Raw genomic sequence first — 16,304 nt, forward strand, 5'->3', positions numbered from 1 at the left:
GCCGCTCGGGTAGTGCCCAAACCGAGACGAACCCGCATTGCCGTGCTCTGCCCCCATATGGTTTGATTGCCAAGGTGTTCACAGCGAACCAATAGGGGAGAACCATGGCGAAGCCAGGCGCAACGAAGAGCCGAAGCACACGAGTCGCGGGCATGGTACTCGCCTTGCTGCTGTCGGGCACGCTGCTCTCAGGGTGTCTCGAGTCATCTGATGATGCAGACCAGGCAGAGGTGAAGGCTTCGCAGAAGGCTGAGCAGGAACAGCAGAAGGCCGATGAGAAAGCACGCAAGGATGCCGAGGCATCGCAGGCAGCCGAGGCTGAACGCGTGCGCCAAGAGCAGGAAGCTCACGATCAGCGGGTTGAAAATGAGCGCAAACAGGCCGAAGAGCAGCAGCGCAAAGACGCGGAGGCTGCAGAGGCAGAGCGGGTGCGTCAGGCCCGCGAAGCTGAGTCGGCCCGCGTTGCCGAAGAGCAGCGGCAGGCTGAGGAGCGAGCAAAAGCCGAGCAAGCGGCTCAGCCGCGCGGGTTCGCGGGCACAGGGTCATCGTCGGGCGGTGGCGACGTCTCTTATGCGAACTGCACAGCGGTGAAGCAAGCGGGCAAAGCTCCGTTGTATGAGGGGCAGCCCGGGTACTCGTACCAGCTCGATCGCGATCGCGACGGCATTGCGTGTGAGAAGTGACTCTCGAATGACCGGCGAGCACCAGGGATTCACCAGACTCTGCTCGAACCATCGGGCGGGAGAACGACTCACCGTGCAGCCTCACCTGGCTCTGTGCGGCTCGCGGTGTGTGTGAGTGCTACGGGTTTTGCGTGTCGACCAGGTCGAAGTACATGCTGTGGGCGAGATAGAAGGAATGACTGAGCTCGCAGATGACGTTTGCCCGATCGTACAGAGTCGTCTGACGCCAGAGCAGGGGCTCGCCAATGTCGGTGTCGAGAACGTGCGCCTGACGTCGGTCGGCAGCGATGGCTGTGAGCGTTGACTCGAGATGTCCGAAACTCCGTCGGTACGAAGTCTCGAAGCTCTCTGTGAGGCGCCGATTGTTGTACGGCAGAATGACGGGTCTCTCAGACAGACCGTCAGGCCAATACGTCGTGCGCAGACAGATGCGAAGATCATTCACGAAGAAGACTTCGTCACGGGTATTGATCTGCAGAGCACCGGAGAACACATCCTGCAACGCTGGCGTGGCATCGATGAGGCCCGACTGGAGTTTCTCGATGCGCACGGGTGGGCGGCCTCCCGCATTGAGACCGTCGGTCAGCGACCAGGCCACAGGCCGCTGTTCCACTGTCGTTCCACGGCGCGGCGCTCGTTTCAGAATGGCTTCGGCTGTGAGGCGGTCAAGGGCTTCACGGGTCTCGGTGCGGCTGGCCTGCAGATAGTGCATGACTTCTTCTTCTGAGAACGAGTTGCCGCGATGCTGCGGAAAGCGATAGCTGTTGACGGCCGCGCGAAGAATCGCATAGGCGTGGCGCAATGCGAGTGGGCGAGACATGACCCTCCTGAACGATGTGGCCAGACAATGTGACGCTATGTTACCTGTCTGCACGTGTGAAGTCGGCGGGTGACGACACAGAGAGAAATACCGCGCATTGCCGCTCCGGTCGCTGCCGCGCAGTCCGAGTGCTCTGACGTTTCCCGCGCATTTCTGCGTCTGCGTCTCGGTCGAGTCGCACGCAGATCATGGCCCAGTGAGATCACTCGTCACCTCGCCGTTCGTCGATTAGGGTGGCTCCGGAAGTCGCCCAGCGAGGTTGCGCGGCGCGGCATGAAGCATCACAGACGTCACTCAATAGAAAGCATCACCGTGAAAATCACCAGAATTCTCGCCCTTGGGGTGACAGCTGCTCTTGCTACCGGTCTGCTGGCCGGCTGCAGCGCGAATACCGACCAGACCACGGTTACTGTGATCGGCTTTCCCGGACTGTTCTCAGACCAGTTCCAAGACCTGGTGATCAAGCCGTATGAAGACGCGCACCCGAACGTCAAGATTGACTATGAGCAGAAGTCGACGTCGGCAGAGACAATCGGGCAGGTCTCTGGTGCCGCTGCCAACCAGACCTACGACCTTGCGCTTGTCGACAAATCGGCCCAGGGCGACGCCAACAAGCAGGGGATTTTCGAGAAGCTGCCCGCTGACGAGGTGCCGAACACGGCAGATCTGATTGATCTCGCGAAGAACGCCGATGGCTTCGGCCCGTCAATCTACATTGACTCGTTGGCTCTCGTGTACAACACGCAGAGCGGTACACCCGCACCGACTGGGTGGCAGGACTTCTGGGACAGCCAGTACCAGGGGCAGGTCGCAATGAGCATCGACAACGCCTTTGGCCTCAGCCTGATCACTGCCCTGGCCAAAGAAAACGGCAATGACTATCGGCAGAGCATCGACCCGGAAATCGCCAAGTTGAAGGAGCTCGCAGCAGGCCAGGTGCAGACCTTCCAGCCGACGCCGGACGTGTATTCGGCCGTCGCCTCGGGATCTGCCCAGCTGGGACTGGGCTGGTACGCCCGAGCCAAGGCATTCTCGAACGACAACCCGTCACTCGGCGTCGTCGTGCCGAAGAACGCGGGTGTTGCGCTGACACCGACCATCAACCTGGTGTCGAACGCACCCCAGAAAGAAGAGGCGCTCGACTTTCTGAACTATGCGATCGGTTCAGAGGCACAGACGGCACTCGCCCGTGAAGGGCACTACGGCTCGGTGAATCGCAACGTCTCTCTGAGCGCTGAAGAGCGTGCCGCCTCGGCTTCTCCTGAAGGCGGTCAGCTTGATGGCGGCGTCTTCCCGGACTGGGCCTACATCAGCACTGTGCAGAGCGACTGGATTCAGCGCATCAAACGAGAAGTCCTGGCTCGTTGAGCATGATGAAACGCGCCTCTGGCGAGACTGTGCATGCGCTCGGACGCACCTCGTCTGCGCTTGAATTGCAAGACCTGCGATACACCTACGGCCGAACAGGAAGGCACGCCGTCGATGGCATCAATCTCTGTGTCGAAGACGGACAGATGCTCACACTGCTTGGGCCCTCAGGATGCGGGAAGACGACGACCCTGCAAATGATCGCCGGTCTGCTGCAGCCGAGCAGCGGTCGCGTTCTGGTCGGTGGCCGTGATATCACGCCGGTGCCCGTGCATCGTCGCAACATGGGCGTGGTGTTTCAGGACTATGCGCTCTTTCCTCACTTGAGCGTCGGCCGCAATGTGTCGTTTGGTTTGGAGATGCGCGGGATCACGGCCAGTGAACGGGCACGCCGGGTGAATGACGTGCTGGCGCTCGTCGGTCTCGACTCGGTCGAGCGGCGTGGGGTCGCAGAGCTTTCAGGCGGTCAACGACAGCGAGTCGCACTCGCTCGCGCTCTCGTCATCGACCCCAGCATCCTTTTGCTCGACGAGCCACTCTCGAACCTGGACGCGACGCTGCGCACCCAGCTGCGCGATGAGATTCGCGCCGCTCAGCTGCGGTCTGGAACCACTGCGGTGTTCGTCACCCATGATCAGCAAGAGGCGCTGGCTGTCTCAGACCGAATCGCTGTGCTGTCTGACGGGCACGTCGAACAGGTGGGCACTCCAAACGACGTGTTCGACCGCCCGACGACACGTTTCGTCGCAACGTTCATTGGTCAGACCAACGTGCTTGACGGCACATTGGTTGACACTCGCGGTGGCATCGCCGAGGTATCGGTACCTGGTGTCGGGCGGCTGCCCGGCGCGACGGGCACGGGACAGGCGGGTCGGGAGGCTGGCGTCGTGGGGAAGGCCGGTGTCTTCACCGTGCACCCGCACCGACTGCAGGTCACCGCGGCTGATGCAGGCAGGCTCAATGGCACGGTGACGCGGGTCACCTTCACCGGATCGCTGGTGCAGACCGTGATGGCTGTGGGCGAAGACCCGCATCGAGTGGAGCTGCGCACGGAACAGTTCAGTGTGCCCGGCACTGATCACCCGCGTGTGGGCGATCACATCGGCGTGACCTGGCGTCCGAATGACGCGTGGGTGATTCGATGACGGCTCTCACTGCCCGAACAGGCACGGTGCGTCAGGGCAGAGGCACGGCTCTCTGGCTGTTGCTGCCCTCGCTGGTTCTGCTCGTCATCGCCTACCTGATTCCGTTGGTTGTCGTGATTCGAATGGCGTTCTCTGTGCCGAGTGCCAGTGGGCTGCCGCATGGCGGATTCACGCTCGGGAGCATGACGCAGGCCTTCACCGATCCCTACTATTGGCAGGTCATCGGCACGACACTGCTCATCAGCGTCTTGGTCGCGCTGTTCACGACTGTGGTGGCCTACCCGATCGCGTTGCTGCTCGTCTCTGTGCGACCAGCGACGAGCAACCTGCTCATGGCTCTCGCGATTGCTCCTATGCTCACCTCATCGGTTGCGCGCACCTTCGGATGGACAATCATGCTGGGCAACAAGGGCGTGGTCAATGCACTGCTCGGGGTTTTCGGGCTCGGGCCGATTCCCTTCATGGGATCGATCGGTGGCATTGTCATCGCTCTGGTCGAGATTTATGTGCCGTACGCCGTGCTCACGATGACGTCAGGGTTCGGACGAGTGTCCGGGCAGCTGAAAGTGGCGGCACAGACGCTTGGAGCCAGACCGTGGACCGCCTTTCGCCGCATCACCCTGCCGCTGAGCATGCCGGGCGTCGCAGTGGCGTTCATGCTCGTCTTCGTGCTGAGCCTCAGCGCATACGTCACGCCGCGCATCATGGGCGGTGGACGCATTTTCGTGCTCGCCACCGAGATCTACAACGAGGCGACGGTCACGGTGAACTGGCCGATGGCGGCGTCGTTGTCCGTTTTGCTCTTCGCACTGTTCGGCGTGCTCACGCTGCTGATTGCGCTGGTACGCCGTGTGCTCAGCCTTTCAGGGAGCCACGTCGCAGAGGAGGAACGCTGATGTCGCAGATGAGGCGCACGAGAGCAGGCGCAGACCGAATGCGGCCCGGGTGGACGCTGCGGGTCCTAGCCCTGATCGGCTACCTTTTTCTGTGGTCGCCGCTGATCGTGGTCGTCATCATTTCCTTTGACACCTCACGCTTTCTTGCGTTTCCCGCGCAAGGGTTCACTTTTGCCAACTATGCCAAGGTGTTTGCCGAAGGCGATTTCCTCTCGGGTTTTCTCACAAGTCTGCTGGTCGGAGCCATCGTCGCTGTCGCGGCGACGGCATGTGGCACACTTGCCGCTCTCGCCCTGCGGCGGCGCCCTCGGGGCAGCGGTGCGGTCATTGCCCTTCTGACCTCGCCGCTCGTCGTGCCGCACGTCGTGCTTGGACTGGCGCTGCTCATGGTCTTCTCGCAATGGAGGCTGACTGACTCGGTCTGGGGCATCGTGCTGGCGCACGCGGTCATTACACTGCCCTATACGTTCAGGTCGGTGATGGCCAGCCTCGAAACCGCCGATGTGTCGAGTGAGAATGCGGCACGAGTTCTTGGGGCAGGGCCACTCACCGTCGTGCGACGCGTCACCTTGCCACTTCTTCGTCCCGGGGTGACTGCGGCACTGATTTTCGGCTTTCTTGTGTCGTTTGACGAGAGCGTGATCTCACTGTTCATCTCTGGCCGTCATACGACGACCCTGCCGGTCGAACTGCTCAACTATGTCGAAGTGAAAGCCGATCCGACGGTGGCTGCGCTTTCCGTGCTGCTTGTTCTCTTGTCGATCATCGTGATGGTCGTGGTCAATCGGATTCTCGATGTGCGAAAGGTGCTGCGAGCATGACCTCTTCGTACGACGTCGCAGTGATTGGTGCCGGGCCACGGGGGGTGATCGTGCTCCAGCAGCTCGGAGACCTATGGCAGCGAACGGAGACGGGCGGACCGTTGCGCGTGCTGGTCATAGACTCGTGCAGCCCTGGTTCTGGATCCGTCTGGGGTACGCGACAGGCTTCCGAACTGCTCATGAACGGGCCGGCCTCGGTGACGAGCATCTTTCCTCGTTGCGATCCACGACATCCCCACGACCCCACTGCAGGCCCGACACTGGCGCAGTGGATGATGGCACAAGGCCAGAACGACGAGCTGATCGCCTATGACGGCTACGCTCGTCGGCGTGATTTCGGTCGGTATCTGGAGCAGTCCTTGGCGCGCATCGAACGCGACCTTGCCGGAACGCTTGAGATCACCTTCGCACAGGCAGACGCCAGGCGGCTCGAACCGGTGGGTGAGCAGGGCTGGCGGGTGACGCTGAGCGGCTCGCCCACGAACGCAGAGTATGCACGATGCGTCGTGTTGGCGACCGGTCATACGCCGAGCCTGATGACTCCCGAACAACGACGACGTCGACAAGCGCTCGGGCGCCGCTATGTGGCGGCGGCGAATGCATCGCAGGAGCACTTCGATTCGATCCCGGCTGGTACCCGGGTCTATCTCGAGGGGCTGGGGCTGAGCTTCTTCGACGTGCTTGCCCTCGTCACCGCCCGGCGAGGCGGTCGCTTCTGTGACGGCTACCAGGCGAGCGGGAAAGAACCCAGACTCTTCGCCGGCTCGCGACACGGCCTGCCCTTTTTAGGGAGGGGGCGGACGTTTCGCGGTCGACCCAGTGAGAGCGCGAGTTTGACTGATGCCTTCGAAGACGTTCGTCAGTGCACGTCGGCCGACTTCGCACGGGATCTGATGCCCGCTATTCGAGGGGTGCTGGAACGCGAACTCGACGAGGCAGTCGGCGAACTCGACAGGCGCAGTACGCAGTGGTCACCCGACGACCGGGCTGCAGCTGTTCGGGTCGCTCGCCTCGTGCGGCGACCGTTCGAGGAATGGCACGATCTGCGCACACTCGAGGGCGTCTATGAGGGTGCCGACGTTCATCAGCGCATTCGCGACTTTCTTGCCGATGAGGTGCGTCTTGACGACCTCTCAGTCGAGATCGGCCACAGCCTTGACCCCCGACAACGCGTGGCCGAGCGAATCGCTCCCATTCGCAACCGCCTGCGAGCAATGGTGCCAGGGCTGCGACTGCGCGGCGAATCGTACCTGCGCGACCTCGACGGCGGATTTCGCAGTCTGGCGTCATTCATCGCCACGGGGCCACCGATGCTGCGCATCAGACAGACTCTGGCCGTGGCTGATGCGGGCCTGCTGACCTTTGTCGGAGCACCCACCGTTCAGCTCGCGCCCCCAGCAGTCGTGACTCGTGACAGCACCGTCGTGCACACCCATGCCATTGACATGCTCATCGAGGCTCGTGTGCCCGATTCCTCGCCCGAGAGCACGGCGAGCCCGCTGCTGCGCGACCTCATCGATCGACGGCTCATCGGTATCCACGAAGTCGACGGCTGCAGCCTGCACGGGCTCAGCGTCGAGGTGCCGACCGGTGCCGTGCTCAGGCCGAACGGCGTTCGACAGGGCGGGCTCTACGCATTCGGCATTCCGACAGAGGGCACATATTGGAACACCGTTGCCGGCCCGATCAGCGATGGCGATCATCCGATCTTCACCTCTGCCGCAGAACTCGCTGCAGACATCCGCAACAGCCTGAAAGGCCACTAATGCGCACCATCATTCACGGCGCCACCGTGATCACTCGTGTCGACGATCGGGTGATCGAGCGCGGAGACGTCAGTATCGAGCACGGCATCATCACTGCGGTGAACGATACGGCTCAGATGCACAGAGAATCGGGTGATGACGTCGTCGACGCACACGGTCTTGTGCTGTTGCCAGGGCTGATCAACATGCATGATCACATCGCGCGAAAGCGACTGCGTCTGAACGAGCCCGGGGTGCGCTACAAAGACCAGAGCGACCGCTTGATGCGTGAGCCGAACGAGTATCTCGCTTTGCATACTGCGCGCAACCTGGCGGATCACCTGCATTCCGGAGTCACGACGGTCCGAGACTTCGGGCTTCCCGGGGCGACAGCGCTCGCGGCGCGCAAAGCGGTCGAACAAGAGGTCATCGCAGGGCCTCGCATCTTCACCGGTGGAGATCCGATTGCGATCACTGGGGGACACGCCACAAACTGGGGTGCCCAGGCCGCTGACGGAACGGAAGATGTCGTTCGCGCGGTACGACGGAGCATCCTCACAGACAAAGTCGACGTGGTGAAGTTCATGGCGAGCGGTGGCCTCGGCACCTACCCCGAAGAAGACCCCGGTGTCCCCGAGCTCACATACGAAGAACTCGCTGCGGGGATCAGCACTGCGCATCAGTTCCATCGCCCCACCGCAGCCCACGCCTACTCGACACAGGCGATTCTGAACGCTGTACAGGCAGGCATCGACACGGTCGAGCATGGCGCCTTCATGAATGAAGAAGCGCAGCAGCTCATGGTCGAGCGTGGCACGGCTCACGTACCGACGATCAGCGGACTGATCGCGATCGGCTACCAGCTGCAGCTGATCGGGCAGGAGGTGCTGGGAAGGCAGATTCTCGACGATGTCATCGCGCGCCTGCTCGAAAGCGTGCGTATGTCAGCAGACCACGGGATTCCTCTCGCCACGGGCACAGACACGAGTGGCGAGATCGTTGAAGAACTCGAGCTGATCGCGCAGGCGACAGGTTGGGCTCCGGAACGAGCCTTGGGGGCCGCGACCGACGTGGCGGCAGACATCCTCGGGCAGCCGATCGGACGTATCCGTTCGGGCCACCGAGCAGATCTGCTGTTGGTCGACGGCGACCCGACCCAGGATCTCGAAGCGTTGCGTCGTCCGGTGAGCGTGTTCGCTCGCGGTCGTGTCTTCGCCGGGCGCCCGGCGCCTCTTGGGGTGCGGGTCAAGATGCTGCGCGGCATCGAGGGTGCAGCACGGTAGCCGGTCAGTGCGCGGCCTGATCCCACCAGGCCAGTCGATCAGCCACACTGTCGTGGACGATATCGTGACCGATCGGGGTCACCAGCATCACCTCGTCAGCGGTGCTCGCCTTCGGCCACGAATATGACGAATCGCCAGCCTGCAGAGTCTGCGAGCGGGGCGCGCCCGTCATGACGAACGAGGTCACTGCCGAATGGACGAACTGCGCGGTCTGATCGTTGAACGGCACTTGTTTCGGTTTCAGAGCGACGGGTCTGCCAGTACTCTGTCTCCAGGCGTGGCCTTGGACAGCTCCATGAGGCGTAGTGCCCACCCCGTGCTCGTCAAACGTGCCGATCACGAATCGATACGTCGGGGCGAATCGCTGCTGAGCGCGAGCCATACGCAGGCTGTCGAGGTTGAAACGCAGGTCGGCGTTGATCGTCGCAAGGAGGTCGCGAGGGCGTGCAGAGGGCATCATCGTGGAGTAGGCGTGAACAACTTCTCGTCCACTGAGCCCGAGCGGGCGCACCATGCCCTCGTAGGCCGCTGCGGCATCCGCCGAAGAGAGATTCTCGGCGAACTGAGAGACGTGGAACACACACTCTCCTGTTGTGGTGCCGATCATCAGAGGAACGTCTGGCCTGGCACCACCAGACAGAGACTCTGGCACGTCTGTGACCACAGTGCCTGCGGCTATCGTGTGCTCGAACGGCAGCCCGAGCACACTGGCCCGGCCGTACTGAGGCGGCATCTGTGTATAGCACTCTTCAATCCCACGTGCCTGAACGTCGAGCAGCCGTTCCGTCGTCATCTCGGTGAGCTGAGCGGGCGACCGGACGTCGGCAGAATCGACCACGACACGCCGCACCATCTCGGCGGTCGACCTGGGGTGCCGGGCAGACGAAGCGCCACTGCCGAGAAAGACCTTCGTGAAGAGTCCCTGTGACGCCGGTGACACCATGAGCTCTGCCGCAGAGAAGCCGCCGGCGGAGTGCCCCGCAATCGTCACGTTCGCCGGGTCGCCGCCGAACAGATGGATATTGCGCTGCACCCATTTGAGTGCGGCCACTTGGTCGAGGAGACCACGGTTCGGGTCAGAACCGTCGCCAAAGTCGAAGTATCCGAAGATGCCGAGTCGCGAGTTCGCGGTGACTTCGACGATGCCCTCGCGGGCGAAGGCCGCAGTGGTGATATTCGGCTCAGCGTTCGACCCTGCGAACAGGCCGCCGCCGTGAAACCAGACGAGTACGGGCTTCTTCTCACCTGGGTGCAACGCGTCGACGCGCACATTGAGGTTCAGGCACTCGGGACCTTGTCGAAGCTGTGAGACGACAGACCTACCGACGTGTCCACCGGTCGCCGTCTGGAACGCGATGTCACCGAAGCGGCGGCAATTGCGGATGCCGCTCCACGATGCCTCTGCGGGATACGCGAACCGGGCTTTCCCCACCAGTGAAGCGGCATAGGGGACGCCGAGAAACTGCCAGACTCCGTCATCGTAGACCCCTCGGATCATGCCTGAGTCGAGGCGTACCGTCGCGGTGGTGGGCAGCTGTCTCTGGTCGGGCATGAGACAATGGTACTTCTGGGCCTGCCGCCATTTGAAGCGCAGTTACTTTGTCCCGGAGTCAGGCCGTCGGTGTCACCGGTTCGCTCGGCTCATACGGAGGCGACGATTTGCTGGGGCATGCCGGTGACGGTCAGCGTCTCCGTGCTGTCTCTCCCCCCCCCCCGATGTAGGCCCAATCCAGAATGGTCAGACGTTCCCAGGTCACTGTCGACGCCGGATTCCTCGGCGTTCGCAGCGAAGGTTACGCCTCAGTAGGCGGTGTCGTTCGAGACGTCTGGGCCTGAATCTTTCGAAGTGCAACAGAGATCAAGAGTGTCTCACCCAGTCATGGCAAATGTGGGCTGAGAGCATCCAGGCATGTAACTTTGCATGTTTCGATCGGCTGGGCCGACATTTCACATGTCTCGATCTATCGAAAGGTTCTGGCGGCGCATCGGCAGCCGCTGTGACGGGCTGAAACGAGTGAGCCTGTGAACCGTTTCGGGTCGTGAATGCTCAGACCGTTCGCAAGTTCTCAGGCAGTGACGGCTTCTGTGGAAGGCGCTCGAAGCTGCACCGCCACCACGGCCACAACGCTTCCCACCGCGGCGACAACAACGGCTGCAAGTGGAGGCAGCAGCATGCCGGCGAGAATGACCACCACGCCAACGAGCAGCGTGCCACTCGCTGCGGGTCGCATCCGCCGACGCAACGCCAGCATCCAGATGCCGAAGATGAAGACGGCCACCGGGACTGTCAGCAGACCCGTCGCGGCAAGTGGCGAGGCCTCAGCATGGCCGGCAGCGCTGTCGATGATGAGTTCGATTCCGGCAGAGAAGGCTCCAGCTGCGGCGAAGATGAAGTAGTGCGAGTATCCGAAGACCAGGCCCGAGTGCAGGCCGGTGAGCTGGTCGTGTTGTTCGCGTGAGAAGTAGACCCACCACATGCCAGCCGCGATGGCGAGGCCGGCTGCCGAGACGGTGAGCAGGTCGGGAATGTGCTGATGCTCGTCGACTGCAGTCACGACCGCGTTGGCCGACGCCAGAATCGACTCGCCGAGCAGAATCAGGGTGAAGAGGCTGTAGCGTTCGGCGATGTGCTGGGGATGCCACGGTGTGCGTCGATGAGCCTCGGCCCAGATCGGCACGGCGATCTCGGCGGCGACCAGCACGAAGAATGCGATGAAGTTGATCTGCTCAGGAAGAAACAGGCGCGCGACCCAGAGGATCTGCACGAAGGTGATGCCCGCGGCGTAGCGTGCGGCGGTCTGACGCAGCGCAGGGTCGCCAGACGCCGCGCGCAGCCACTGCACGACGAGCGCCAGACGCATCACGATGTAGCCGATGGTCACGAGGGTGAAGTCGTGCTGATGCATCGCGTCTGCGGCTCCGGCGGCGAGCACGAGCACTCCGGCCATCTGCACGATGGTCAGCACTCGGTAGAGCCAGTCGTCGGTGTCGAAGGCCGAGGCGAACCAGGTGAAATTCATCCACGCCCACCAGATGGCGAAGAAGACCATGAGGTAACCGAGCACGCCCGAACCCAGATGCCCTTCGGCTGCCTGGTGATGCAGCTGCTGCGACGAGAACGAGACGGCGACGACGAAGACCAGATCGAAGAAGAGCTCGAGCGGGCTGGCTGCGCGATGCGCCTGTGCTGGGTCGCGTGGGTGCAATGGAAACAGGTGTGAACTCGAGGTCACTGCCACAGGTCAGCCTTCGCGAATCGTCATGCGGGAGATCTTGCCGTCAGTGACTGTGAAATCGAAGCGGCTGAGACCGTTGGCGAACGTGCTCGACCAATCGCCCACGACGGTCACTGTGGTGCCTCGCTGCGTGACTTCGGTCGGGGTCAATGTGCCTGTGGCGCCAATGAACTCTTTGTCGCTCCATGTCTTGATCGCCGCGCGCCCGGAGAACACGCGACCCCAGTCGTCCACCTCGCCATCTGGGACAAAGGCGTCGAGGAACGCGCCAGCGTCGTGTCGGTTCACCGCGTCGATAAACGACGCTACTGGTTCTGGAATCTGTTGGCTGGGCATGGGCATACCTGTCTGTCTTGACTGCGCGACTGTATATCTCTGATATGGGTTAATATATCAACATGATACAAGGAGGCAAAGGGACGACAAGGACCCGGCTCATCGAAGCCGCGGCCGAGCTGATAGCGGCTTCTCCTGGCGAAGATGTCGTTCTACGTGAGATCTGTGATCGCGTGGGCGTGAAGATGCCGACGCTCTATCATTTCTTCGGCAGCAAACAAGGTCTGTTGGATGCCGTCGTCGCCTATGGATTCGACCTGTATGTTTCCGAGAAGCAATCGCATGAAAGCTCGGGTGATCCGATTCAGGACATCCGCGCGGGCTGGGATGCACACGTGGCGTTCGGCCTCGCGAACCCAGGGTTCTACACGCTGATGTACGGCAAGATTCGTCCGGGGGATCCTTCTCCGGCGAACGCACGTCCGAGTCAGATTCTGCTCGAGCTGATGCGACGAGCCGAAGCACAACACAGGCTCGTCGTGCCAGCCGATCAGGCCGCCGCGCACATCCTCGCGACGAACATCGGAGTCACGCTCAGACAGATCATCTACGCACGACCTGACCCTGATCTGAGTGCTGCCGTACGCGAAGGTGCTATCGCTGCGATTACTGGAGTGCATGAAGAAGCCGCCGGTCATGCCAGGCAGCGCTCTGCGCACTTGTTGATGGAGTATGCCGCTGCGCACCCAGGCGTCTTGGGGGCCCCGGAGACGGCCCTGTTTAGGGCGTGGCTGCAGCGTCTTGCTGATGCGGATGACAGCGGAGAGCATCCTCGGTGAGATAGGGACACCGGTGCCATGACTGCGCCGGGAACGTCGAGTCTGCACTGCGGCGCAACAGGATCCCCGCGAGCTGATGCTCACGCATCGCCGCGCGACCCGCTGATGGTGCACCCGTTCGGGCTGCAGCAACATTCTCTCGAGGCGCGGTGCTATGCAGGCGTGATCGCCGCCCTGTTCAGAGTGCTGCGCCCGGTGGATCCGCACTGTCTGGGACTGACTCACCGGGATTCTGGCCACCTGCCCAGGGGCGTCGCCATCCCTTCAAGTCTAACGGCCTGGCGATCTGGACACCTCACACTGCTGCTTCGTGCTGTGAGTGGATGAGTAGTCTGGATGGACTGGACACGGTGCATCAGTTTGCCCGCCCCCGGTGGAACGCCTCGCCGCCTGACGGAGAACGTCCCGTTTCGTCTTGAGGGTGTTTCGCTCGGTCTTGTCCGCGACCAGTTCGGCTTCCGACCGCGCGAGCCTCGCGGTCTGTCCACTTAGGGGCGGTCCCGGTCATCTTCTGAACGCCGGTCGGGCCGCTGTGCAATGCAAAGGGGCGGTGCACTGTGCAGCGAACCCGACCGGAGGCTCATCGACAACGTATCTATGAATCTGCGCTGAATCTGCCGCCTTGCGTGCTGTCTGCGGATCTGCTGAGAACCACTGCGGATCACATTGCGAGATTTGCGGGGGTTGCTCCCCCGTTGTCGCGTCGGCCGCGCCGTTCACTGACCAGCCAGCGTGGTGGGCACTTTTCGTGGTTTGCGTCGGCTTTTGCCACAAGAACTGTAGATCGGATAGGGGCTTCCGCCACCGCAGGGCACTCCAGCCCGCAGAGTGGTGCACTCCGAGGCCAGCGGGGCCCCGAGGTTAATTGGGCTGTTCTGCGGGGCTTGCTCCTGGTCAAATGGGTGCTATCAGCTCGGGCCCATCACCACGTAGCGGAGAGACCTGGTGCCAGACGATCGACTCAGCCGCTGCTGCGCTCGCGGCCTCCACGTCGTGTGCGAGGTCACTGCCGTCGACGTTGGGGTCGAGCCACGCATCGAGGAGCCCTCTGCCCGACACATGAGGATCGAGCACAACCGGCATGCGATCGTGCAGCCAATCGAGTTCCGGCGCCGCGGGCTGTGTGAGCACCGTCGCGGTGAGCACCCAGCCGTCACCGTGTGCGCCGGGCTCGCGTGAAGCATCCGCCGCCGAGTCTGGCGCAGCGCTCGCCGCAGAACCGCCCCTGCCTCCCGTTGTGGGCGCATCGTGTGAGGCGTGCGCGCTCGGGTCGCGCCACCAGCTGTACAACCCGGCCAGCGCGAGTGGCGTCGTTTCCGAGCCGGCATGCACGAAGTACGGCGTCTTGGTCTTGCCGACGGTCTGCCACTCGTAATACCCATCGATCGGAAAGACGCAGCGCCGGCGCTTCATCGACGCCCGAAAGGTCGGCTTCTGCCCGGCAGTCTCGATGCGTGCGTTGAACGTCGGAAACGTGAGTCTCAGCTCTGTCGACCAGGTCGGCACCAGTGACCAGCGTGCTGGCGTGAGCCGGCGGATGCCGTCTTTGTCTCCGTCTGCGACGACCAGTGCGCTTTGGGTCGGCTTGAGATTCCATGTCGGGGTGAAGTTGGCGGTGTCGTCCTGGTCGACGTCGAACAGAGCGACATAGTCTGAGGTCTTGGTCTGAACGATGCGTCCGCACATGATTCGAGCGTAGTGGGTGGGCAGTGACGAGGTGGACTGCGGCCGATTCTCGCTGTGTAGACGCACGGTAGGACCACAGGTATGACGCAGAAATATGGTCGACTCGATGCGGCCGCCATGGCACTCATGGTTGCTGCTGCAGGAGTCGTCGGCTGCGGCGAGGAGAAAAAGAACGATGCCGCCGCCTCGCCATCCGCTGTGGGCGTGACAATTCCTGACTTGTCGGGGCAGAAGGGTAATTCTGCGAAGCAGACTATCGAGTCGGTCGGGCTGCGCATCAAGTGGGACGGTGGGGACAAGACCGTTCTCGCTCCCGAGAACTGGACGGTTGTCAGCACGGACCCTGCTGCACCGAATGCGACGGATGAAGACGCGCCTGAGGCACCTGAACCTGCGGTATCGGAGAGGTTAGATGCCACACCCAGCGGGCTGACCTTTGGCGGGGCTTCAGTAGCGTGCACACAGGCGGGCAAAGCACAGTTCCCCTATGGGGTCAAAGCGCACTGGATCATCGGGATGCTGGACGATCGCGTCGTGGGCGACAGCCGAGTCGTGAAAGCGACGACCACGATCAAGAACGCATACGGAACCAAGCGCAAAGACCAGGTCGTTGAGTGCCATGTCTCCGGCTCTGACGCAGCGCCGCGCGTCGATTCGATCACTGTCTCCTGAGCAGCGCCGTTGCGATCGAGCCGCCCCCGCAGTCATGCTGACACGTAGGCCAATGCCTTCGTGTTGAACGCCCAGGCGGCCGTTCGCGGCAGCCGCGCGTGAGCCGCGCGGTGTGCTTGATGATCAATACGCGTGCAAGTGCGCTTGGACGGTATTACACAGAGTGGTTTCTTGGCAGCGAGAGTCCACAGCTCGTCTGAAGGGTAGGAGCAGAAGCCGCGGCTCTGACTACCGTGGAGCATGTTTGAGACTCTGACGTGGTCGGCGGCGGCCTTCTTCGTGCTAGCCAGCGTGGCGCTCAGTGTGAGCGACGTGCGTACGCGACGCATTCCCAACTGTGTTGTGTACCCGAGCGGTGCAGTCATCGTCGTGCTGTACGTCGCTGCCGCGGCCGACATGGCCGCAGACGCACAGCCCGGTAGCTGGGAGCGGCTTGGCGCCGCGCTGCTTGGCTCAGTCATCATGCTCATGTTCTATCTGTTTGTAGCCGTTGTTACGACTCGTGCGCTCGGGCTTGGAGACGTGAAGTACGCTGGGCTGATCGGGCTCGTACTGGGCTGGCACGGGTGGCAGACCGCACTGCTCGGTTTCGCTCTGCCGTTTTGCCTAGGCGGAGCGTTCGCCACAATGCTGCTGCTGAGCGGGCGGGCGCGGCGCAACTCCAGCATCCCCTTTGGGCCCCACATGGCGATTGGTGCTGGTCTGGCCCTGATAACAGCCTTCATGCCGATTCGCTTGCTCTGAAGCAGGGTGCTGTCGGCTGATGCGCGGGGGTGGCTAGCGAGGTGATGAACTCCAGGTGTCCGCGAAATCAGGTCCTGCGCATCGACTCGC

Annotated in this window: 15 protein-coding genes; 10 read left to right on the forward strand and 5 right to left on the reverse strand. The window is 62.5% G+C overall.

Annotated elements, in window-relative coordinates; genetic code table 11:
• The first annotated feature begins 104 nt into the window (after positions 1 to 104).
• A complete protein-coding gene (locus F8O08_RS01865; RefSeq protein WP_158042393.1) occupies positions 105 to 683 on the forward strand; it encodes an excalibur calcium-binding domain-containing protein in 579 nt (192 codons plus the stop codon).
• Positions 684 to 801: 118 nt separating this feature from the next.
• Here the strand turns inward: F8O08_RS01865 and F8O08_RS01870 are convergent, their stop codons facing one another.
• Positions 802 to 1,503, reverse strand: a complete 702-nt coding sequence (locus tag F8O08_RS01870) for a GntR family transcriptional regulator (protein ID WP_158042394.1) — start codon at positions 1,501 to 1,503, stop codon at positions 802 to 804.
• A 312-nt stretch (positions 1,504 to 1,815) separates the two neighbouring features.
• Here F8O08_RS01870 and F8O08_RS01875 point away from each other — a divergent pair, with 312 nt between their 5' ends.
• The 6 genes from F8O08_RS01875 to F8O08_RS01900 are packed head-to-tail and all read left to right on the forward strand — an operon-like array spanning position 1,816 to position 8,761.
• The gene (locus F8O08_RS01875) at positions 1,816 to 2,871 is read left to right on the forward strand and encodes an extracellular solute-binding protein (protein WP_192497682.1); all 1,056 of its coding nucleotides are present in this window, start codon (positions 1,816 to 1,818) and stop codon (positions 2,869 to 2,871) included.
• 5 nt (positions 2,872 to 2,876) lie between these two features.
• Complete coding sequence (locus tag F8O08_RS01880) at positions 2,877 to 4,016, forward strand: ABC transporter ATP-binding protein (protein WP_225733564.1); 1,140 nt, start codon at positions 2,877 to 2,879, stop codon at positions 4,014 to 4,016.
• Positions 4,013 to 4,912, forward strand: a complete 900-nt coding sequence (locus tag F8O08_RS01885) for an ABC transporter permease (protein ID WP_158042397.1) — start codon at positions 4,013 to 4,015, stop codon at positions 4,910 to 4,912. The genes F8O08_RS01880 and F8O08_RS01885 overlap by 4 nt, the downstream gene beginning before the upstream one ends.
• Positions 4,912 to 5,733, forward strand: a complete 822-nt coding sequence (locus F8O08_RS01890; protein WP_225733530.1) for an ABC transporter permease — start codon at positions 4,912 to 4,914, stop codon at positions 5,731 to 5,733. The genes F8O08_RS01885 and F8O08_RS01890 overlap by 1 nt, the downstream gene beginning before the upstream one ends.
• On the forward strand, positions 5,730 to 7,499 hold the full coding sequence (locus F8O08_RS01895) for an FAD/NAD(P)-binding protein (RefSeq protein ID WP_158042398.1): 1,770 nt from the start codon (positions 5,730 to 5,732) through the stop codon (positions 7,497 to 7,499). The genes F8O08_RS01890 and F8O08_RS01895 overlap by 4 nt, the downstream gene beginning before the upstream one ends.
• Positions 7,499 to 8,761, forward strand: coding sequence for an amidohydrolase family protein (locus F8O08_RS01900; protein WP_158042399.1), 1,263 nt, complete (start codon positions 7,499 to 7,501; stop codon positions 8,759 to 8,761). Before F8O08_RS01895 ends, F8O08_RS01900 begins: the two co-directional genes overlap by 1 nt.
• A gap of 4 nt (positions 8,762 to 8,765) precedes the next feature.
• On the opposite strand, the gene F8O08_RS01905 is transcribed toward F8O08_RS01900, so the two are convergent.
• The 3 genes from F8O08_RS01905 to F8O08_RS01915 all read right to left on the reverse strand — a co-directional run bounded on the left by F8O08_RS01905 (position 8,766) and on the right by F8O08_RS01915 (position 12,333).
• Entirely contained in the window at positions 8,766 to 10,313 is a 1,548-nt protein-coding gene (locus F8O08_RS01905; protein ID WP_158042400.1) for a carboxylesterase family protein, read from the reverse strand.
• 514 nt (positions 10,314 to 10,827) lie between these two features.
• Positions 10,828 to 11,994: a low temperature requirement protein A gene (locus F8O08_RS01910; protein WP_225733531.1), complete on the reverse strand. Its 1,167-nt coding sequence runs from the start codon at positions 11,992 to 11,994 to the stop codon at positions 10,828 to 10,830.
• Positions 11,995 to 12,003: 9 nt separating this feature from the next.
• Positions 12,004 to 12,333 (reverse strand): nuclear transport factor 2 family protein, encoded by a 330-nt coding sequence (locus F8O08_RS01915; protein ID WP_158042401.1) that lies wholly within the window; start codon positions 12,331 to 12,333, stop codon positions 12,004 to 12,006.
• Positions 12,334 to 12,395: 62 nt separating this feature from the next.
• Between F8O08_RS01915 and F8O08_RS01920 the strand changes: the two genes are divergently transcribed.
• A complete protein-coding gene (locus F8O08_RS01920; RefSeq protein WP_158042402.1) occupies positions 12,396 to 13,112 on the forward strand; it encodes a TetR/AcrR family transcriptional regulator in 717 nt (238 codons plus the stop codon).
• An 894-nt stretch (positions 13,113 to 14,006) separates the two neighbouring features.
• Here the strand turns inward: F8O08_RS01920 and F8O08_RS01925 are convergent.
• Positions 14,007 to 14,798, reverse strand: coding sequence for an SOS response-associated peptidase (locus F8O08_RS01925; RefSeq protein WP_158042403.1), 792 nt, complete (start codon positions 14,796 to 14,798; stop codon positions 14,007 to 14,009).
• Positions 14,799 to 14,924: 126 nt separating this feature from the next.
• Between F8O08_RS01925 and F8O08_RS01930 the strand changes: the two genes are divergently transcribed.
• On the forward strand, positions 14,925 to 15,470 hold the full coding sequence (locus tag F8O08_RS01930; protein ID WP_192497684.1) for a PASTA domain-containing protein: 546 nt from the start codon (positions 14,925 to 14,927) through the stop codon (positions 15,468 to 15,470).
• 240 nt (positions 15,471 to 15,710) lie between these two features.
• On the forward strand, positions 15,711 to 16,214 hold the full coding sequence (locus tag F8O08_RS01935) for a prepilin peptidase (protein WP_158042405.1): 504 nt from the start codon (positions 15,711 to 15,713) through the stop codon (positions 16,212 to 16,214).
• Positions 16,215 to 16,304: the final 90 nt, after the last annotated feature.

The sequence above is a fragment of the Pseudoclavibacter sp. CFCC 13611 genome (genome assembly GCF_008831225.1).
GTDB lineage: Bacteria > Actinomycetota > Actinomycetes > Actinomycetales > Microbacteriaceae > Pseudoclavibacter_A.